At 70.4% G+C, this 16,009-nt stretch carries 14 protein-coding genes; 5 read left to right on the forward strand and 9 right to left on the reverse strand.

Features of this window, described 5'->3' with window-relative positions:
• Positions 1 to 198 precede the first annotated feature (198 nt).
• The 7 genes from LDO11_RS14265 to LDO11_RS14295 form a co-directional block, all read right to left on the reverse strand.
• Positions 199 to 1,392, reverse strand: coding sequence for an ABC transporter permease (locus tag LDO11_RS14265; RefSeq protein WP_232142126.1), 1,194 nt, complete (start codon positions 1,390 to 1,392; stop codon positions 199 to 201).
• On the reverse strand, positions 1,389 to 2,135 hold the full coding sequence (locus tag LDO11_RS14270; protein WP_232142127.1) for an ABC transporter ATP-binding protein: 747 nt from the start codon (positions 2,133 to 2,135) through the stop codon (positions 1,389 to 1,391). Before LDO11_RS14270 ends, LDO11_RS14265 begins: the two co-directional genes overlap by 4 nt.
• A gap of 169 nt (positions 2,136 to 2,304) precedes the next feature.
• On the reverse strand, positions 2,305 to 3,807 hold the full coding sequence (locus LDO11_RS14275; RefSeq protein ID WP_232142128.1) for an alpha/beta fold hydrolase: 1,503 nt from the start codon (positions 3,805 to 3,807) through the stop codon (positions 2,305 to 2,307).
• A complete protein-coding gene (locus LDO11_RS14280) occupies positions 3,804 to 4,004 on the reverse strand; it encodes a helix-turn-helix transcriptional regulator (protein WP_129137108.1) in 201 nt (66 codons plus the stop codon). The genes LDO11_RS14275 and LDO11_RS14280 overlap by 4 nt, the downstream gene beginning before the upstream one ends.
• Positions 4,001 to 4,399: a hypothetical protein gene (locus LDO11_RS14285; RefSeq protein ID WP_206733333.1), complete on the reverse strand. Its 399-nt coding sequence runs from the start codon at positions 4,397 to 4,399 to the stop codon at positions 4,001 to 4,003. Before LDO11_RS14285 ends, LDO11_RS14280 begins: the two co-directional genes overlap by 4 nt.
• Before the next feature lie 65 nt (positions 4,400 to 4,464).
• Positions 4,465 to 5,709, reverse strand: coding sequence for a M50 family metallopeptidase (locus LDO11_RS14290; protein ID WP_232142129.1), 1,245 nt, complete (start codon positions 5,707 to 5,709; stop codon positions 4,465 to 4,467).
• A gap of 224 nt (positions 5,710 to 5,933) precedes the next feature.
• Complete coding sequence (locus LDO11_RS14295; protein ID WP_232142186.1) at positions 5,934 to 6,707, reverse strand: ferredoxin--NADP reductase; 774 nt, start codon at positions 6,705 to 6,707, stop codon at positions 5,934 to 5,936.
• 158 nt (positions 6,708 to 6,865) lie between these two features.
• Here LDO11_RS14295 and LDO11_RS14300 point away from each other — a divergent pair, with 158 nt between their 5' ends.
• From LDO11_RS14300 to LDO11_RS14310, 3 genes are all read left to right on the forward strand, one after another.
• Positions 6,866 to 7,846, forward strand: a complete 981-nt coding sequence (locus tag LDO11_RS14300; protein WP_232142130.1) for an ABC transporter ATP-binding protein — start codon at positions 6,866 to 6,868, stop codon at positions 7,844 to 7,846.
• Positions 7,843 to 8,649 (forward strand): ABC transporter permease, encoded by an 807-nt coding sequence (locus LDO11_RS14305; protein WP_232142131.1) that lies wholly within the window; start codon positions 7,843 to 7,845, stop codon positions 8,647 to 8,649. The genes LDO11_RS14300 and LDO11_RS14305 overlap by 4 nt, the downstream gene beginning before the upstream one ends.
• Positions 8,650 to 8,790: 141 nt before the next feature.
• The gene (locus LDO11_RS14310) at positions 8,791 to 10,353 is read left to right on the forward strand and encodes an OmpA family protein (RefSeq protein WP_232142132.1); all 1,563 of its coding nucleotides are present in this window, start codon (positions 8,791 to 8,793) and stop codon (positions 10,351 to 10,353) included.
• 67 nt (positions 10,354 to 10,420) lie between these two features.
• Here the strand turns inward: LDO11_RS14310 and LDO11_RS14315 are convergent, their stop codons facing one another.
• Positions 10,421 to 11,233: a TatD family hydrolase gene (locus LDO11_RS14315; RefSeq protein ID WP_232142133.1), complete on the reverse strand. Its 813-nt coding sequence runs from the start codon at positions 11,231 to 11,233 to the stop codon at positions 10,421 to 10,423.
• 84 nt (positions 11,234 to 11,317) lie between these two features.
• Here LDO11_RS14315 and hrpB point away from each other — a divergent pair, with 84 nt between their 5' ends.
• The gene (gene hrpB / locus LDO11_RS14320; protein WP_232142134.1) at positions 11,318 to 13,825 is read left to right on the forward strand and encodes an ATP-dependent helicase HrpB; all 2,508 of its coding nucleotides are present in this window, start codon (positions 11,318 to 11,320) and stop codon (positions 13,823 to 13,825) included.
• Between the two features lie 606 nt (positions 13,826 to 14,431).
• Complete coding sequence (locus LDO11_RS14325; RefSeq protein ID WP_232142135.1) at positions 14,432 to 14,836, forward strand: hypothetical protein; 405 nt, start codon at positions 14,432 to 14,434, stop codon at positions 14,834 to 14,836.
• A 69-nt stretch (positions 14,837 to 14,905) separates the two neighbouring features.
• Here the strand turns inward: LDO11_RS14325 and LDO11_RS14330 are convergent, their stop codons facing one another.
• Positions 14,906 to 16,009 carry a hybrid sensor histidine kinase/response regulator gene (locus LDO11_RS14330; protein WP_232142136.1) on the reverse strand — a complete coding sequence of 368 codons (1,104 nt, stop codon included), beginning with the start codon at positions 16,007 to 16,009 and terminating at the stop codon, positions 14,906 to 14,908.

Below are 16,009 nucleotides of genomic sequence, written 5' to 3' on the forward strand. Positions count from 1 at the left end.
GGGGTGTGCTCCCAGCCGGCCATGGATGGCCGGCGGCCGGCCGTGGTAGCCGGACGCGGACTCCGGCCGGGGGAGCACACCCCCCGGTGCGCGCGACGGGCAGCGCGGGTCTCAAACGGAGCAACCACGCGCACGACACTCCAGCTGTGCGCCATCGTGCCGGAACCTGCAGACGTTCCTCCAGGTCCGCCGCAACCGTCAGCCGGAAACCGCCAGCCGTTCCTGCCCGTAGCGGTGCACCGCGGCGAGCCACAGCACCGCGGCCAACGCGAGCGCCGCGGCGAGGTACATGCCCCAGGTCGCGGGGTCGATGGGCTCGGCGCGGATCACCTTCAGGATCATCTGGTTCTGCGCCAGGAACGGCACCGCGAACTGCCAGCCCTCGGTCTTGATCGGGTTCACCATCAGCACGAACGACGGCACCATCGGCAGCAGCATCAGCCAGCTCATGTGGCTCTGGGCTTCCTTGACGCTCTTGGCCGCGGCGGCGAGGAAGGTGAACAGCGCCGTGCCGATCACCACCATCGGCAGCAGGATCAGCAGCAGCTTGCCGATTGCCAGCCAGCGCACGTCGAGCATGCGCGCGGTGTCGCCCATCATGCTGCTGCCCTTGAGCGCGAGCAGCGTGAGCAGCAGCGAGGTGATGCCGATCACGCAGCCCGCGGCCATCTTCCCGCTGACGATCGCGCCCCGTGCCGCCGGCGTGGCCAGCAACGGCTCGAGCGACTGCCGCTCGCGCTCGCCAGCGGTCGCATCCACGATCAGGTAGATGCCGCCGAGGAACCCCGACAGCAGCAGCAGGTAGGGCAGGAACACCGCCAGCACCATGCTCTGCTTCGCCGCGTCACTGGCGAGGTCGCGGGTACCGACACCGACCGGCCGCACCACCCCGGGATCGATGCCGCGTGCGACCAGGCGCAGCGCGCCGACCTGCTGGCTGTAGGCCTCGAGCGCCCCGCGCACGCGTGCGACCGGCACTTCGGCATTGCGCTGGGTACTGTCGGTGACGACATCGACACCCGCCGCGCGCCCGCCATGCCAGGCTTCTGCGAAGTCGGGGGCGATCTCCAGCGCCACGTCCACCGACTGGTCGGCGATCGCGGCGTCGAGATCGGCCGGCGGCTCCACCGCGGTGATGCCGCGGCTGGCCAGGAACGCGACCAGGTTGGGCGCGCGCTCCGCACCGACGACCGGGACCTCCAGAGTCTGCTCGGTCTGGGTGCGGATGCGTTTCTCGGCAAGCGACGACATGCCGATCAGCAGCAAGGGCGTCAGCAGCGGGGTGAGCAGCAGCATCAGCGCCAGCGTGCGGCGGTCGCGGCCGATGTCGACGAGTTCCTTGCGCATCACCGCCCACAGCGGGGCGAACACGTTCGAGCGTGGAGCATTCATGCGAACAGGCCCTCCTGGGAACCGATGGCTTTGACGAAGGCGTCCTCGAGGTTGGGCTCGTCGAAGCGTTCGCGCAGTTCGTCGGCGGTGCCGGCGGCCATCACCTGGCCCTTGGCGATGATGACGATGCGGTCACACAGGGCGGCGACCTCCTGCATGATGTGGCTGGAGAACACCACGCAGCGACCTTCGTCGCGCAGGCTGAAGAGGAACTCGCGCATCGCGCGGGTGGTCATCACGTCGAGGCCGTTGGTGGGCTCGTCGAGGATCACGTTGCGCGGGTCGTGCACCAGGGCACGCGCGATCGCGGTCTTCGTGCGCTGGCCCTGGCTGAAGCCCTCGGTGCGGCGGTCGAGGATGTCGGCCATGTCCAGCCGCGACGACAGCGAGTCGATCCGCTCGTCCACCAGTGCACGCGGCAGGCCGTGCAGCTCGCCGAAGTAGCGGATGTTCTCGCGCGCGGTCAGCCGCTTGTAGATGCCGCGCGCGTCCGGCAGCACGCCGAGGATGCGGCGCACCGCGGCCGGGTCCTCGCCGGCATCGATGCCATCCACGCGCACGCTGCCGCTGTCGGGGCGCATCAGCGTGTAGAGCATGCGCAGGGTGGTGGTCTTGCCGGCGCCGTTGGGACCGAGCAGACCGGTGATGCGGCCGTCCTCGGCGGTGAAGTCGACGCCATCGACCGCCTTCACCGTGCCGGTGCGGGTCTTGAACGCCTTGTGCAGATGCTGTGCTGTGATCATCACTGGGCTCGCTGGTATGGGCCGGGTGCGCACGCCGCGTGGCGGGTGCCGCATCGACGGGAATACGCGGGGCGGTGTGCCGCGCGAAGCACTGCGCGACATGACGAAGCGGATCGGGTCGAATGGAACGTCGCCAACCGGAGCGACGAGCGGTGCAGGGGCGCGGCCATCACGGATCCCACCCGTTGAAGCTGGTGAACGGCGGCACGCCCTCGAGGCTGTCGAGGCAGGCGGGATCGGGCGACGCGGTGTCGGCATCCTCGATGAAGCCCGCCACCAGCTTCGGCGTGCAGCCCAGATGCAGGGTGCCGTGGCCCTGGCCGCGCAGCACCAGGTGGCGACCGTTGGCGAGGCCTGCAGCCACCCGCTCGCCATAGGCGGGCGGGGTCACCGGATCGAGTTCGCCCGACAGCAGCAGCGTGGGAATGTCGCTTTCGAGCGGCTGCGCCTGCGCCGGATCGGCCGCGCCGTGCGGCCACGCCGGGCACGCTGCGAAGAACATCCGCGCGACCTCGGCGCCGAGGATGGTGCCGTCGGCACTGCCGCTGTCGGCATTCCAGCGCGGCGCGTCCTCGGCGCACAGCACCGACCACTGCATGCCGCGGTTCATCCCGCCGGCGAACTGCTGCCCGGTCATGCGCGTCAGTGCGAGCAGCGCGCCGTAGCGGCCTTCCGATGCCTCCTCGAGCATCAGCGGCAGCAGCGAGGCGGTTTCCGGCGCATACGAGAACAGGAACGCCAGCCCGGTCACGGTGTCGGCGGTGACGGTGTCGCGGGCGATCGCGCCGGTGGTGGCGTTGCGGTACTCCACCTCGACCGGCTGCGCCTGGAGTTGCGCGATCACTTCGCGAAGCCGCGTGGGCGCATCCACCGGGAAGCGCGCGCGGCAGGCGGCGTCGGCATTGCACTGTGCCGCCTGCAACGCGAGGGCATCCTCGAAGGTGCGGGCGAATTCGCCGCCCACGACGAGATCGTTGGGCGCCACGCCGTCGAGCACCATCGTGCGCACGTGGTCCGGGTAGCGCATCGCGTACTGCTGGGCGACACGGGTGCCGTAGGAACCGCCGACCAGGTTGATGGTGTCGGCGCCGAGCGCTTCGCGCACCGCATCGAGGTCGGCGATGGCCTCGGCGGTGGTGTAGAAGCGCGGATCTGCGCGGCCGGCCAGGCCCTGCGCGCAGGCCGCCGCATAGCGCGCGATGCCGTCGGCATCGGTCACCTGCGAGAGGTCCGTGTCCATCGGCTCGCCGCTGGCATCCACGCAATCGAGCGGGTTGGACCTGCCGGTGCCGCGCTGGTCGACCAGCACCACGTCGCGCGAACGGCGCACATCGCGCAAAGCGTTGCCGATATGGCCGGCGAGCGTGGTGGCCGCCTGGCCCGGGCCGCCGGCGAGGAAGAACACCGGCTCCAGCCCACTGTCGTTGCGCGCCGGCAGTACCGCGATATTGAGCGCGATCTTGCGGCCATCGGGTGCATCGCGGTCTTCGGGCACTTCGAGGGTCCCGCACATCGCCTCGGCGCGCATCGCCCCCTCGCCGGTGGAACAGGCCTCGAGCGCCAGGCTGCCGAAGCGGCCGCCGCTGGCGGATGTCTCCGGCGCGCTGTCACAGCCGGCCAGCAGCGCGGTGGCGACGGCCAGCGTCGCGGTCCATGGAACTGGAGATCTCATGCGTCGTCCTCGTACTGGAAAATGGTTTCGATGCGCTTGCCGAACAGCCGCGCGATGCGGAATGCCAGCGGCAGGCTCGGGTCGTACTTGCCGGTCTCGATGGCATTGACCGTCTGTCGCGACACCTGCAGACGTTCGGCGAGGTCCGACTGTGACCAGTCCTGCGCCTCGCGCAGTTCGCGGATGCGGCTTCTCACCGGTAGCGCCGCGCCGCCAGGCAGGCGAACAGGCCGTGCAGCACGCAGAACGCGGGCAGCACCAGCAGCAGCACGAGGTCGGCGGGAAGCACGATGACGTCGCCGGCGGTCAGCAGGCCGAGCGCGAAGCTGCCCAGCGTCAACGCCAGGGCCGCAAGCGCGAACGCCTCCAGCTGCAGCTTGCGCTGGAACTCGTCGATCGCCTGCAGGAAGCGGAGCAGGGCGCCGGCGGCGTAGACCACCGGCACGAACGGCAGCAGTGCCAGCAATGCGCGCAGCGGGGTGGAGTCGATCGAGCGCAGCAGCCATGTCGATGCCAGCAGCATCACGGCATAGGCGGCCATGGCCGGGAGGAATTCACGGCCGTAGCGGCGTGCGGCAGGCGTCATCGTCATTGGCGTGTGTCAAGTGTGCTTGACATCGAGGATGTGCCCCGCATGTGGTGCGTGTCAAGCGTCCTTTACATCGCCGACGTGGTGGCGGCTGCCGCCGTGCCCGCGGCCCGGCAGGCGGTGGCCCCGCCCGGTGGCGCGCCCTGCAGCGCCTGCTCCAGCTGGTCCAGGGCATCGGAAAGCGCCTTCGCCCCGCCGGCATCGGGCAGGCGCCCGAGGGTCCGGCGTGCGGCTGCGAGCTCGCGTCGCGCCGCCGCGTGGTCGCCGTGGCGACGTGCGAGTTCGCCATCGAGCCAGTGCAACAGTGGCGTGGCATCCAGGATCGCGCCGCTGCAGTGCGCGCGCCAGGCCTCGAGCAGCGCGGTGTCGGCGCTGCAGCGCGCCGCCCACGCCGCCATCGACAACGCCACCTGGCCGCGGAACGCCGCGGGCAGCGTGCCCGCACCGGCCACAAGCGCGTGAGCCGCTTCCGACGCAGCCATGTGGTCGCCGGCGTCGACCGCCCGCGCCAGCCGGAGCTGCCGCACCATCGTTGCCGCACCCACGCTGGCCGCGGCCAGCCCGGATTCGGCGGGAACCACGTCGGCAGGCCAGTCACGCGCACGCGTGCCGGCGGCCGACAGCGCCATCGCTGCCTGTGCACGCTGCAGCAGCCGCGCATCCGGGCGGCCCAGCAGCAGGTCGGCCAGGCCCATGCCGTCGCTGCGCCAGCCATGGGTGCGGAATGGCACCAGGTTGATCGCACCCATCAGCACGCCGCTGATGCCGAGACCGAGTATCGCGCCCGCGACCCAGGCCGGCGCCGTGGAGGCAAGGGCGATGGCAAGCACGCAGGCGCCAGCGCCAGCGACGAGGTTGGCCAGCGGCCCGCCCAGCAGGTAGACCGCCTGCGCAGGTGCACCACCGCCGCGCCCGGGGCCGGGCACCAGGGCGGCGAATCCACCCACTCCGGCCAGGCTGGGCCCGCGCCAGGCACGCCAGCCATCGCCGCCGCGCTCGAAGCGCCAGCGGCCGATTCCGAGCGCGACGATCCGCATCCCCACCGCCAGCCCGGCCAGCGCATGCCCGGCCTCGTGCAGGATCACATGCAGCCACAGGCCCATTGCCAGGGTGGCGAGGGTGGCGATCAGGCCGCTGCTACCGAGCCCGTGCAGCGGCCCGGCCGGTGCGAACGCGAGATGGGCGATCAGCATGCCGCCGCCCACGCCCGCCACGAATCCCGCCGCCGGCGCGAGCGCGCGGCGCCACCACGGGCGCGGTGGCGGGTCGATGAATGCGGGATACAGCGCACGTTGTGCCGGATGCGATTCCATGGCCCCCTCCTGCCGCAACAGGCGGCCAGTCTAGGCCCGGGCGCGGACGACACACGCGTGCATCTGGTCATGCCAGCGGGCGCGAACGGTCATGCGCCCCGGCAGCGTGGCGCTCCGGAGCCCGGTGCTGATCCACGGTGGGCAACGTCGCGCCTGCCGCCACTGCCGGGTGCATTGCCGGGGCTCGCAAGGGTGCGCGCGGCCGGGCATCCGCCGCGGAACCGCTATTTCGAGCTGACGTACTTCTCGCGGCGTATCTGCGACACACCGAGCCCGCGCGTCTTCAGAGCCTCGAAGCAGGCATCGACCATGTTCGGGTTGCCGCACAGGTAGGCGATGTCGCCGATCGGGTCCGGCGCGAATTCGTCGATGAACTGCTGCACGTAACCATGGCGCACGTCGGCATGGTCGTGCGGCGAGCCCGACGGCGGCAGTTCGCGCGAGAAGCAGGGCACGAACCGGAACCCGGGATGTGCGTCGGCGAAGGCGCGGAACTCGTCGCCGTACAGCAGCTCGTCCGGATTGCGCGCGCCGAACAGCAGCACCACCTCGATGCCACGCAGCGCCATCTGCTGTTCGAGCAACGGCAGCATCGAGCGGTACGGGGTGACGCCGGTGCCGGTGGCGATCAGCAGATAGCGGCGGTTGCTGTCGTTGGGCATCAGGCAGAAGCGGCCGAACGGCCCGCTGGCATCCACGGTATCGCCCGGCTCCAGGCCTTCGAACAGCGCGGTGGCTGCGCCGCCGGGCACGTAGCTCACCGCGATCTCCACCTGCGGGCCGGGCGTGGCGCCGGCATCGGGGATGGTCGCCAGCGAATAGCTGCGCTTGGTGGCGGTGCCATCGGCGTAGCTGAAGTGGACCTGGATGAACTGGCCCGGTGCGAACACCACCGGCTGTCCATCGCTGCGCTCGAAGGTGAGGTGGGCGATGCTGGGCGCGAGCATCCGGCGTCCACGAAGCGTGAGGGGGAAGTGCTGGATGGCCAAGACATGCATCTGCAGGCGCGGCGCGGCCGCGGGAACAGCCCGGTAGATGCGGGCGGGCCGCGCCCGTCGCATCGCCTGGTCCCGCAACGCAGCGTCGCGCCGGCGGGCACCGGGCAGCCGCATATACTAGCGGGATTCGCCGCCTGCCTCGCGGCCTGGACGTTCATATGCAAGCTTCCGTCGGGGCGGACGTGGCCCTGCCCGCCCTTGCCCTCCGCGACCTGCGCAAGACCTACGACAACGGTGTCGAGGCCCTCAAGGGCGTCTCGCTCGATGTCGCGCCGGGTGACTTCTACGCCCTGCTCGGCCCCAACGGCGCCGGCAAGTCGACACTGATCGGCATCGTCTCCTCGCTGGTCAACAAGACCTCAGGCGAGGTGCGGGTGTTCGGCGTGGACCTGCACGGCGAGCGCGACCGCGCGATGCGCCTGCTCGGCCTGGTGCCGCAGGAAATCAACTTCAACATGTTCGAGAAGCCGCTCGACATCCTGGTCAACTACGCCGGCTTCTACGGCATTCCGCGCGCCGAGGCGGTCGTGCGCGCCGAGCAGGAACTGCGCGCCGCGCAGCTGTGGGACAAGGCGGACAAGATGAGCCGCACGCTGTCGGGCGGCATGAAGCGGCGGCTGATGATCGCCCGCGCGATGATGACGAAGCCGAAGCTGCTGATCCTGGACGAACCCACCGCGGGCGTCGACATCGAGATCCGCCGCGGCATGTGGCAGACGCTGCGGCAGATCAACGCCGCCGGCACCACGATCATCCTCACCACGCATTACCTGGAGGAGGCCGAGAACCTCTGCCGCAACCTCGCGATCATTGACCATGGACGCATCGTCGAGTCCGGGCCGATGCGGGGCCTGCTGGCCAAGCTCGACGTCGAGGGCTTCCTGCTCGATGTCGAGGGCACGTTGCCCGAGCTGCTGCCCGAGATCCCCGGCACCGAGGTGCGCGCGATGGATGCGCATACGCTCGATGTCGACATGCCGCGCGCGATGGATCTCAACCGCGTGTTCGCCGCACTCGACGCCGCCGGCATCCGCGTGCGCTCCATGCGCAACAAGTCCAACCGGCTGGAGGAACTGTTCGTTCGTCTGACCGGCGATGCGCCGGTCGATGCCGGCCAGGCGCAGGGGGAGGCCGCATGAGCACCACCACGACACATGCCGCGGAACCCACCGTGCTGCGCAGCAACCTGGTCGCGCTGGGCACCATCGCCCGCCGCGAGGTGATGCGCATCCTGCGCATCTGGAGCCAGACGCTGGTGCCGCCGGCGATCACCATGACGCTGTACTTCCTGATTTTCGGTGGCCTCATCGGCAGCCGCATCGGGACCATGGACGGCATCGGCTACATGGACTTCATCGTCCCCGGCCTGGTGATGATGAGCGTGATCCAGAACAGCTACGGCAACATCTCGTCGAGCTTCTTCGGCGCCAAGTTCGGGCGTCACGTCGAGGAACTGCTGGTCAGCCCGATGCCGCCGTGGGTGATCCTCGGTGGCTATGTGGCCGGCGCGGTGCTACGCGGGCTGATGGTGGGCGTGATCGTGCTCGGCATCGCAATGCTGTTCACCACCGTGCGCATCCCGCATCCGTGGGTGACGCTGTCGACGGTGCTGCTGGGCGCGACGATCTTCTCGCTCGCCGGTTTCGTCAACGCGGTGTTCGCGAAGAAGTTCGACGACGTCGCCATCGTGCCCATCTTCATTCTGACCCCGCTGACCTATCTCGGGGGCGTGTTCTATTCGGTGAAGCTGCTGCCCGGCTGGGCGGAGGCCGCAACGCATGCCAACCCGATCTTCTACATGGTCAACGCGTTCCGCTACGGCCTGCTCGGTCAGTCGGACGTGCCGCTGTGGATCGCCTACGTGCTGATGCTGGGCTTCGTGGTGGTGCTGGGCGCGCTCGGGCTGTGGCTGCTGAAACGTGGGGTCGGGCTGCGCAGCTGAGACGCGCTCACGCGTCGTGTGCGTCGTACATGCGGGCGCGCGTGGGCATGATCGGTCGTGTGCAGCCGTGCGCGAGCCGGCCGGGAATCCCGGGCCTTTGATCGTGTAGCCTTCCGCCTTCCATCTCAGGGAGGAAGGGGAATGCACAAGGCAACTCTCGCGGCCGCCTGCGCGGCTGCGCTGCTGCTCGCAGCCTGCGGCGGCGCATCCGATGCCGGCAGCGATGCCGGCAACGCGGTCGATACCGCCAGCACCCAGGACGTTGTGGCTGCGGGCGATACCACGCCTCCGCCGTCGCCGGACGCCACCATGACCGCGGCGGCTGCGCCCGATGCGCCGGCATCCGCGCTCGTCGACAAGGAAGGCAACCCGATTACGCTGGTGCCGTTCGACATCGACAGCGTGCCCGTGTCCTCCGCTGCGCTTGGCGAGCTGCCGTTCTTCTCGATGCCCGACGGCTACGGCCCGGTCAATCGCCCCCGACAGCGCGCCTTTGCACGCTTTCCGTTCCGGCTTGGCGATGGGCTGCACTGGGTGGAAGGCGCAAGCTGGAACAGCCTGATCGGCGTTGCCCGCGAGGCGCGCGGCGACAAGGAGTTCTCGCCGCGCGAGTTGCGCCGCAACCTCGAGGCCGTGTTCGAGCAGGCAGGCGCGAGGAAGGTGTTCGAGGGTCCGTTCATGCGCGACCTGTATTACGGCCCGCAACTGGAAGACGAGATCGCCGGCAGCTTTCACGAGGGCGTGAACCTCGATGCCGGCACGCCGACGACGGTGCACGTCATCCGCCAGGCCGACCGCAGCATCTGGCTGCAGCTGTCCACGCATTCGCATGGTGCAGCGCTGGTGGTGGTGGAGGAGCGCCCGTTCACGGCTACCGCCCGCTGGACTGACGGGTTCCCGTATCTGACCCTGCCCGCGGCCTACGATGACAACGGCAGCGGCAAGCAGCGCGACTTCGACATGTACCCGTTCTGGACCGGCGGTGACTTCGAGGAAGTGGAAGGCAGGACCTTCACCACCGCCGTGCGCGGGGAGGAGCGCAGCTATTCGATGTACGAGGTGCGCCGGAACATCGAGGCGATGATGGTCGAGGCCGGCGGCACCCGGGTGTTCGAGGGCCGTATCCCGGCAGAGGCATCGGAGCGTTACGACCGTGATCTGAAGGGCTACTACAGCCGTGGCACCGGCTTCAGCTGGGACGACTACGATTCGCTGGTCTACCGGGTGGACCGGCCCGACGGGCGCGAAGTGTGGGTGCATGCGCGACTGGAATACCTCAACGCCGGCTGGGTGGTCGCCGAGCGGGAAGGCTTCGTGCAGACCGCGGCCCTGCTGCCGGCGTCGCAGCTGAAGCAGCAGCTCGACGCCGATGGGCGCGTGGCGATCGAGGTCAATTTCGCCGTCGACAGGGCCGAGATCCTCCCGGATTCGCAGCCGCAGATCGCGCAGGTGCTGGCGCTGCTCCAGGACGATCCTTCGCTGCGCCTGTCGATCGACGGCCACACCGATGCCACCGGCGAGGCCACGCACAACCAGCGCCTGTCCGAAGCGCGCGCGCAGGCCGTGGTCGCGGCACTGACAGGCGAGGGCATCGACGCCTCGCGACTCGAGGCCCGGGGCCATGGGCAGTCGACGCCGGTGGCCGACAACGACAGCGACGAAGGGCGCGCCAGAAACCGGCGGGTGGAGCTCGTGAGGCTCTGAGCGCACGCCCGTCGGCGCACTGCCGCCGGCGGGCCGTATGGCAGTGCGGGCGCGAACGCCGCCCGCGTCAGCCGATACCGGGCAGGCCGAAGAACGCCCTTGCCGTGGCTGTGGCATTCGCCGCGGTCACCGCGACGTCCTCGCCGCGGTCGCGCGCGAGTTCCTCGACGATATGCGGCAGAAACCCCGGCTCGTTGCGGCGGTCCTTCGGCATCGGCTTCAGGGTGCGCGGCAGCAGGTAGGGCGCGTCGGTTTCCACCATCAGCCGGTTGGCGGGGATGTTCTTCACGATGTCGCGCAGGTGCTGGCCGCGGCGTTCGTCGCACAGCCAGCCGGTGATGCCGATGTGCCAGTCCCGGTCGAGGTAGTCGAACAGCTCCGCGCGGGTGCCGGTGAAGCAGTGCACCACTACCGGCCCGAGCCTGCCGTCGAACTGCTTCATGATCGCCATGAAGTCCGCATGGGCATCGCGCTGGTGCAGGAACAGCGGCTTGCCGACACCGTCGACCGCGAGGTCCACCGCGATCTGCAGCTGGCGCTCGAAGGCGCGGCGTTGCGCTGGGCGCGGCGAGAAGTCGCGGAAGTAGTCGAGCCCGCATTCGCCGACCGCCACCACCTCCGGGTGCGCATGCAGCGCGCGCATCTCGGCATCGCACTCCTCGCTGTATTCGACCGCATGGTGCGGATGCACGCCGGCGGTGGCGAACCATTCGCCCGGCCGCGTGCGCGCCAGTGCGAGCGCCTTGGGCGAGTGTTCGCGGCTGGCGCCGGTGAGGACCGCCTGCACCACGCCCGCGTCGCGTGCGCGTTGCCAGACCTCGTCGCGGTCGCGGTCGAAACTGTCGTGGCTGAGGTTGAGGCCGATATCGATGAGTTGCATGGTGCCTATTGTAGGTGCGCGCCATGGCGACCCGCGCCACCGCACCCCGCGATCGCTCGCGTGGCGAGGCCCTATCCTTTGCGGGTGACGGACCCGACATTTCCCATCGACAGCCTGCTGCCGGACATCGGTGCCACGCTGCACGCCCACACGCGCCTGGTGCTGGAAGCCCCGCCCGGCGCCGGCAAGACCACCCGCGTACCGCTGGCGCTGCTCGACGCGCCGTGGCTTTCCGGCAGGCGCATCGTGATGCTGGAGCCACGCCGGGTGGCCGCGCGCAGCGCCGCGCAGTTCATGGCCCGGCAGTTGGGCGAAGACGTCGGTGCCACCGTCGGCTACCGCATCCGCTTCGACAACCGGGTGTCCGCGCGCACCCGCATCGAAGTGGTCACCGAGGGCATCCTCACCCGCATGCTGCAGGACGACCCGCTGCTCGACGGCGTCGGTGCGCTGCTGTTCGACGAATTCCACGAGCGGCACCTGTCCGCCGACCTCGGCCTTGCGCTGTCGCTCGACGTGCAGTCGCAGCTGCGCGAGGACCTGCGCATCATGGTGATGTCGGCGACGCTCGACGGCGAGCGCCTGGCGCGCTTCCTCGATGCACCGCGGCTGTCGAGCGAGGGCCGCAGCCATGCGGTCGAGGTCGCCCACCTGCCGGCGCGACGCGAGGAGTCGCTGGAGGTGCAGGCGCGACGTGCGGTCGAGCACGCGCTGGCAAGGCACCCCGGCGACGTGCTGGTGTTCCTGCCGGGGCAGCGCGAGATCGCACGGGTCGGCGCGGGCCTGGCAACCGCGGCACTGCCGGCGGGAACCGAGGTGCTGGCCCTGCATGGCGAACTGCCGGTGGAACAGCAGGCACGCGTGCTGCAGCCGGCATCCGATGGCGCCCGCCGCGTGGTGCTGGCGACCAATGTCGCGGAATCGTCGGTCACCCTTCCCGGCGTGCGGGTGGTGATCGACAGCGGGCTCGCACGCGAGCCACGCTTCGATCCCAACAGCGGGTTCTCGCGGCTGGACGTGGTCGCGATCGCGCAGGCGTCGGCCGACCAGCGCGCCGGGCGTGCCGGTCGCGTGGCATCCGGCTGGGCGTACCGGCTGTGGCCGGAATCGCAGCGGCTGGAACCGCAGCGGCGGCCGGAGATCGCCATGGTCGAGCTGGCGGGGCTTGCGCTGGAACTCGCGGCCTGGGGCAGCGACCAGCTGCGCTTCCCGGACCCGCCACCGCCCGGCGCACTGGCGGCCGCGCGCGAACTGTTGCAGCGGCTGGGTGCGCTGAGCGCCACCGGCGGGGTGACCGACACCGGCCGGCGCATGCTCGCGCTGGGCACGCATCCGCGGCTGGCGGCGATGCTGGTGGCCGCGCGCACGCCGCGCGAACAGGCGCTGGCGGCGGATCTCGCGGCGTTGCTGGAAGCGCGCGATCCGCTGCGCAGCCGCAGCGATGCGCTGGCCGAGCGCTGGCGCGCACTGGCCGCATTCCGCAGCGGACGAATGCCGGCCGATGCCAGCCGCTCGGCGCTGGCCGCGATCGATGCCGCCACCCGGCAATGGCGCCGGCGCCTGCGTTGCGACGTCGCCCCGCCCGATCGCATCGAGGCGCATGAACTCGGCGACCTGCTCGCGCACGCGTTTCCGGATCGCATCGCCGCGCAGCATCCCACGGACGCGCGCCGTTACCAGCTGGCCAACGGGCGCACCGCGATGCTGTTCGATGACAGCGTCCTGCGCGGCGAGCCGTGGCTGGTGATCAACGAACTGCGCCATGAGCCACGCGGCGATGCCTGGCTGTTGCGCGCCGCCCCGGTCGACGAAGCACGCCTGCGGCGCGACTTCGCCGCGCGCTTCGTCGAACACGAGGGCGCGGTGTGGGACGCGGACCGGCGCGCGCTGGTGGCGCGGCGCGAATCGCGCTTCGACCGCATCGTGCTCGACAGCCGCCCCGCCGGCCGCGTGGATCCGGCGCAGGCCGCGCAGGCACTGGCGGACGCGGTGCGCACGCTCGGCCTCGAAGTGCTGCCGTGGACGCCCGGCCTGCGGCAGTGGCAGGCGCGGGTGGTCGCGCTGCGTGCCTGGGTGCCGTCGCTGGGGCTGCCGGACGTGACCGACGCGGCGCTGCTGGCCGGGCTCGATGACTGGCTCAGGCCCGCATTCGCCGGCAAGACCCGGCTGGACGCGCTGTCGGAGGCGGAACTGGGCGAGGCGCTGCGCGCGCGGCTGGACTGGAACCAGCGCCAGCAGCTCGATCGGCTGGCGCCGTCGCGCATCGAGGTGCCATCCGGCATGCAGCGCGCGGTCGCGTACGCGCTGGATCACGAGGGCATGCCGCAGCCGCCGGTACTCGCGGTCAAGCTGCAGGAGCTGTTCGGGTTGGCCGACACCCCGCGCATCGCCGACGGCCGCGTGCCGCTGCTGCTGCACCTGCTCTCGCCGGGCGGCAAGCCGCTGCAGGTCACCGCCGACCTGCGCAGCTTCTGGGACCGCACCTACCCCGAGGTGCGCAAGGAGATGAAGGGCCGCTATCCCCGACATCCGTGGCCGGATGATCCCTGGAATGCCACCGCAACCCATCGGGCAAAGCCGCGCGGGACGTGACGCGCGCGGTCCCGTGGCACGAGGCGACGTCGACTGTGGCCACGACTGCCGCGACCGGACGCTTCCTGCAGGCAACCCCTCACGCAGGCCGCCGGGACGTAGCGTCGCGAGCGTGTTCTGGAACGTCCCACCACGCGGGCGCTTTTTTCCCCAACCGTCGAGGCGAAACCCTGGAGGGCCGGTGCGGCATGCCCGCGCGGGACTGTCGGCGCCATGGATGGCGCCGACAAGCCTCCACGGACGGATTCACGGCGTGTCCCGCGCGGGCATGCCGTACCGGCCAAGCGCGCTCACCACCAGATGCGCGGGCTCCGCTCGCATTTCGCCACCGCAGCGTGCCGTGCCGTCAGGCATGCACCCTGATCCGGACAGCCACCACGCATCCTCCAGCAGGCCAACCGAAGCAGACGACCGCGCCCACCGCAGCGGCGCGTACGGTCCACAAGCGCGCGGGTGCCCGGTCATCCGGCACCCGCGCGATGCCTCTCTGAATGGAGAAGGCGGCCCGAACCTTGCGTCAGCCACCGATCACGTCATTGCGACGGCCCCCGCGCGAGAGTGCCCGCGTACGTTCGCCCCGTTCAACCAAACGCGAGGACACCCAATATGAGCAAATTCGATCTGATCCAGCATCGGGCGATGGAACTGGCAGGCCACGTCAGCGACAGCCTGCGCCACGCTCTTCCCTCCCAGCGGAAGGCCGCCTCCACGTGGCTGCAGACCGGCGCCGCGCTCGGCGCTGCCCGCATGGCTACCCGCACCGCAGGCCGTTCCATCCGCCGCCACCCGGCCGTGTCCGGCTCGGTGGTGCTGGCCTTGGTGGCGGGCGCCGGGCTGCTGTGGTGGGCCAGCAAGCGCCGCAAGGAGCAGGAGGAAACCCGCCGCCGCACCCAGCGCTCGATCCAGGGCTCTTCGAGCCGCATCAGCGCAGAGCACAGCGGCACGGGCAACCAGCAGTCGCGCAAGGACCATAATGCGTCGTCGACGTCGTCCGGTTCCTCTGCGAACTGAAGCCCACGCCTGATGCGAAGACGCCGGCCACTGTGCCGGCGTCTTCGTCTGGCTGGTCCGCGGCGCGGATCAGAGCTTGCGTTCGGCCAGTTCCAGCACGAACCGGCTGCCGCCGCCCTCGCGGTCCTCGTACCAGAGCTGGCCACCGGCATTGGCGATGATCTGCTTGGCCAGCGACAGGCCCAGGCCGGTGGAGTTGCTGTCGATCTCGGGGTTGCCGCCCTCGTGCATGCGCACGAACGGCTTGAACAGTTCGCGCTGGCGCGACGGCGGAATGCCGGGCCCGCGGTCCTCGAGCACCAGCTGCCAGTAACCCGGTGCGCCCGGGCGGCAGGTGATGTCGAGGTCGCTTTCGGGCGCGTACTTCATCGCGTTGGTGACCAGGTTCTCGGCCACCTGGCGCAGCACCAGCGGGTCGATCGCCACCGTGGCGTCGTCCTGGGTACCGATGCTGGAGATGCGCATGCAGCGCGACCGCGCCTCGAACTGCAGGCCGTAGCGGTTCTGCAGCCAGTCGATGGTCTCGTTGAGCGAGGCGCTGGCGTTGCGCTCGGTGTCCTCGCGGCGGCTGCGCTGGGTTTCCAGGTAGCGCTTGATATAGCCCAGCGCATCGCTGGCGCTCTCGTAGATGGTCTCGAGGTAGCGCGGCACCCGCTCCGGGCCGACGCCGTTGTTGCGCAGGATGTCGCTGGCGAACAGCACCGAGCTCAGCGGGTTCTTGAGGTCGTGGGCGACCAGGTTCACCAGTTCCTGGCGCTCGCGTGCCACCCGTTCGAGGCGGTCGCGCGTGAGCTTCAGCCCTACGTGCGCGCTCACCCGCGCCAGCAGTTCCTCCGGCAGGAACGGCTTGGTCACGTAGTCCACCGCGCCGGCATCGAAGGCGCGCAGCAGCTGCTCGCGGTCGCGCGCGGCCGTCAGGCACACCACCGGCAGGCGCATCAGCGGTTCGCGCAGCTTGATCTCCGACAGCACCGCGAAGCCGTCCATGCCGGGCATCAGCACGTCGAGCAGGATCAGGTCGGGCAGGGTCTCGCTGGCGATCGCCAGGGCCTGCTCGCCGTTGGCGGCGCTCAGCACCTCGTAGCCGTTGCGCGACAGCAACGCGCCCACCACCCGCAGGTTCGCAGGCTGGTCATCGACCACGAGGATGCGCCCGGCAACGACCTTCTTCAC

Source organism: Alterluteimonas muca (assembly GCF_021191595.1).
Classification (GTDB): Bacteria; Pseudomonadota; Gammaproteobacteria; order Xanthomonadales; family Xanthomonadaceae; genus Luteimonas; species Luteimonas muca.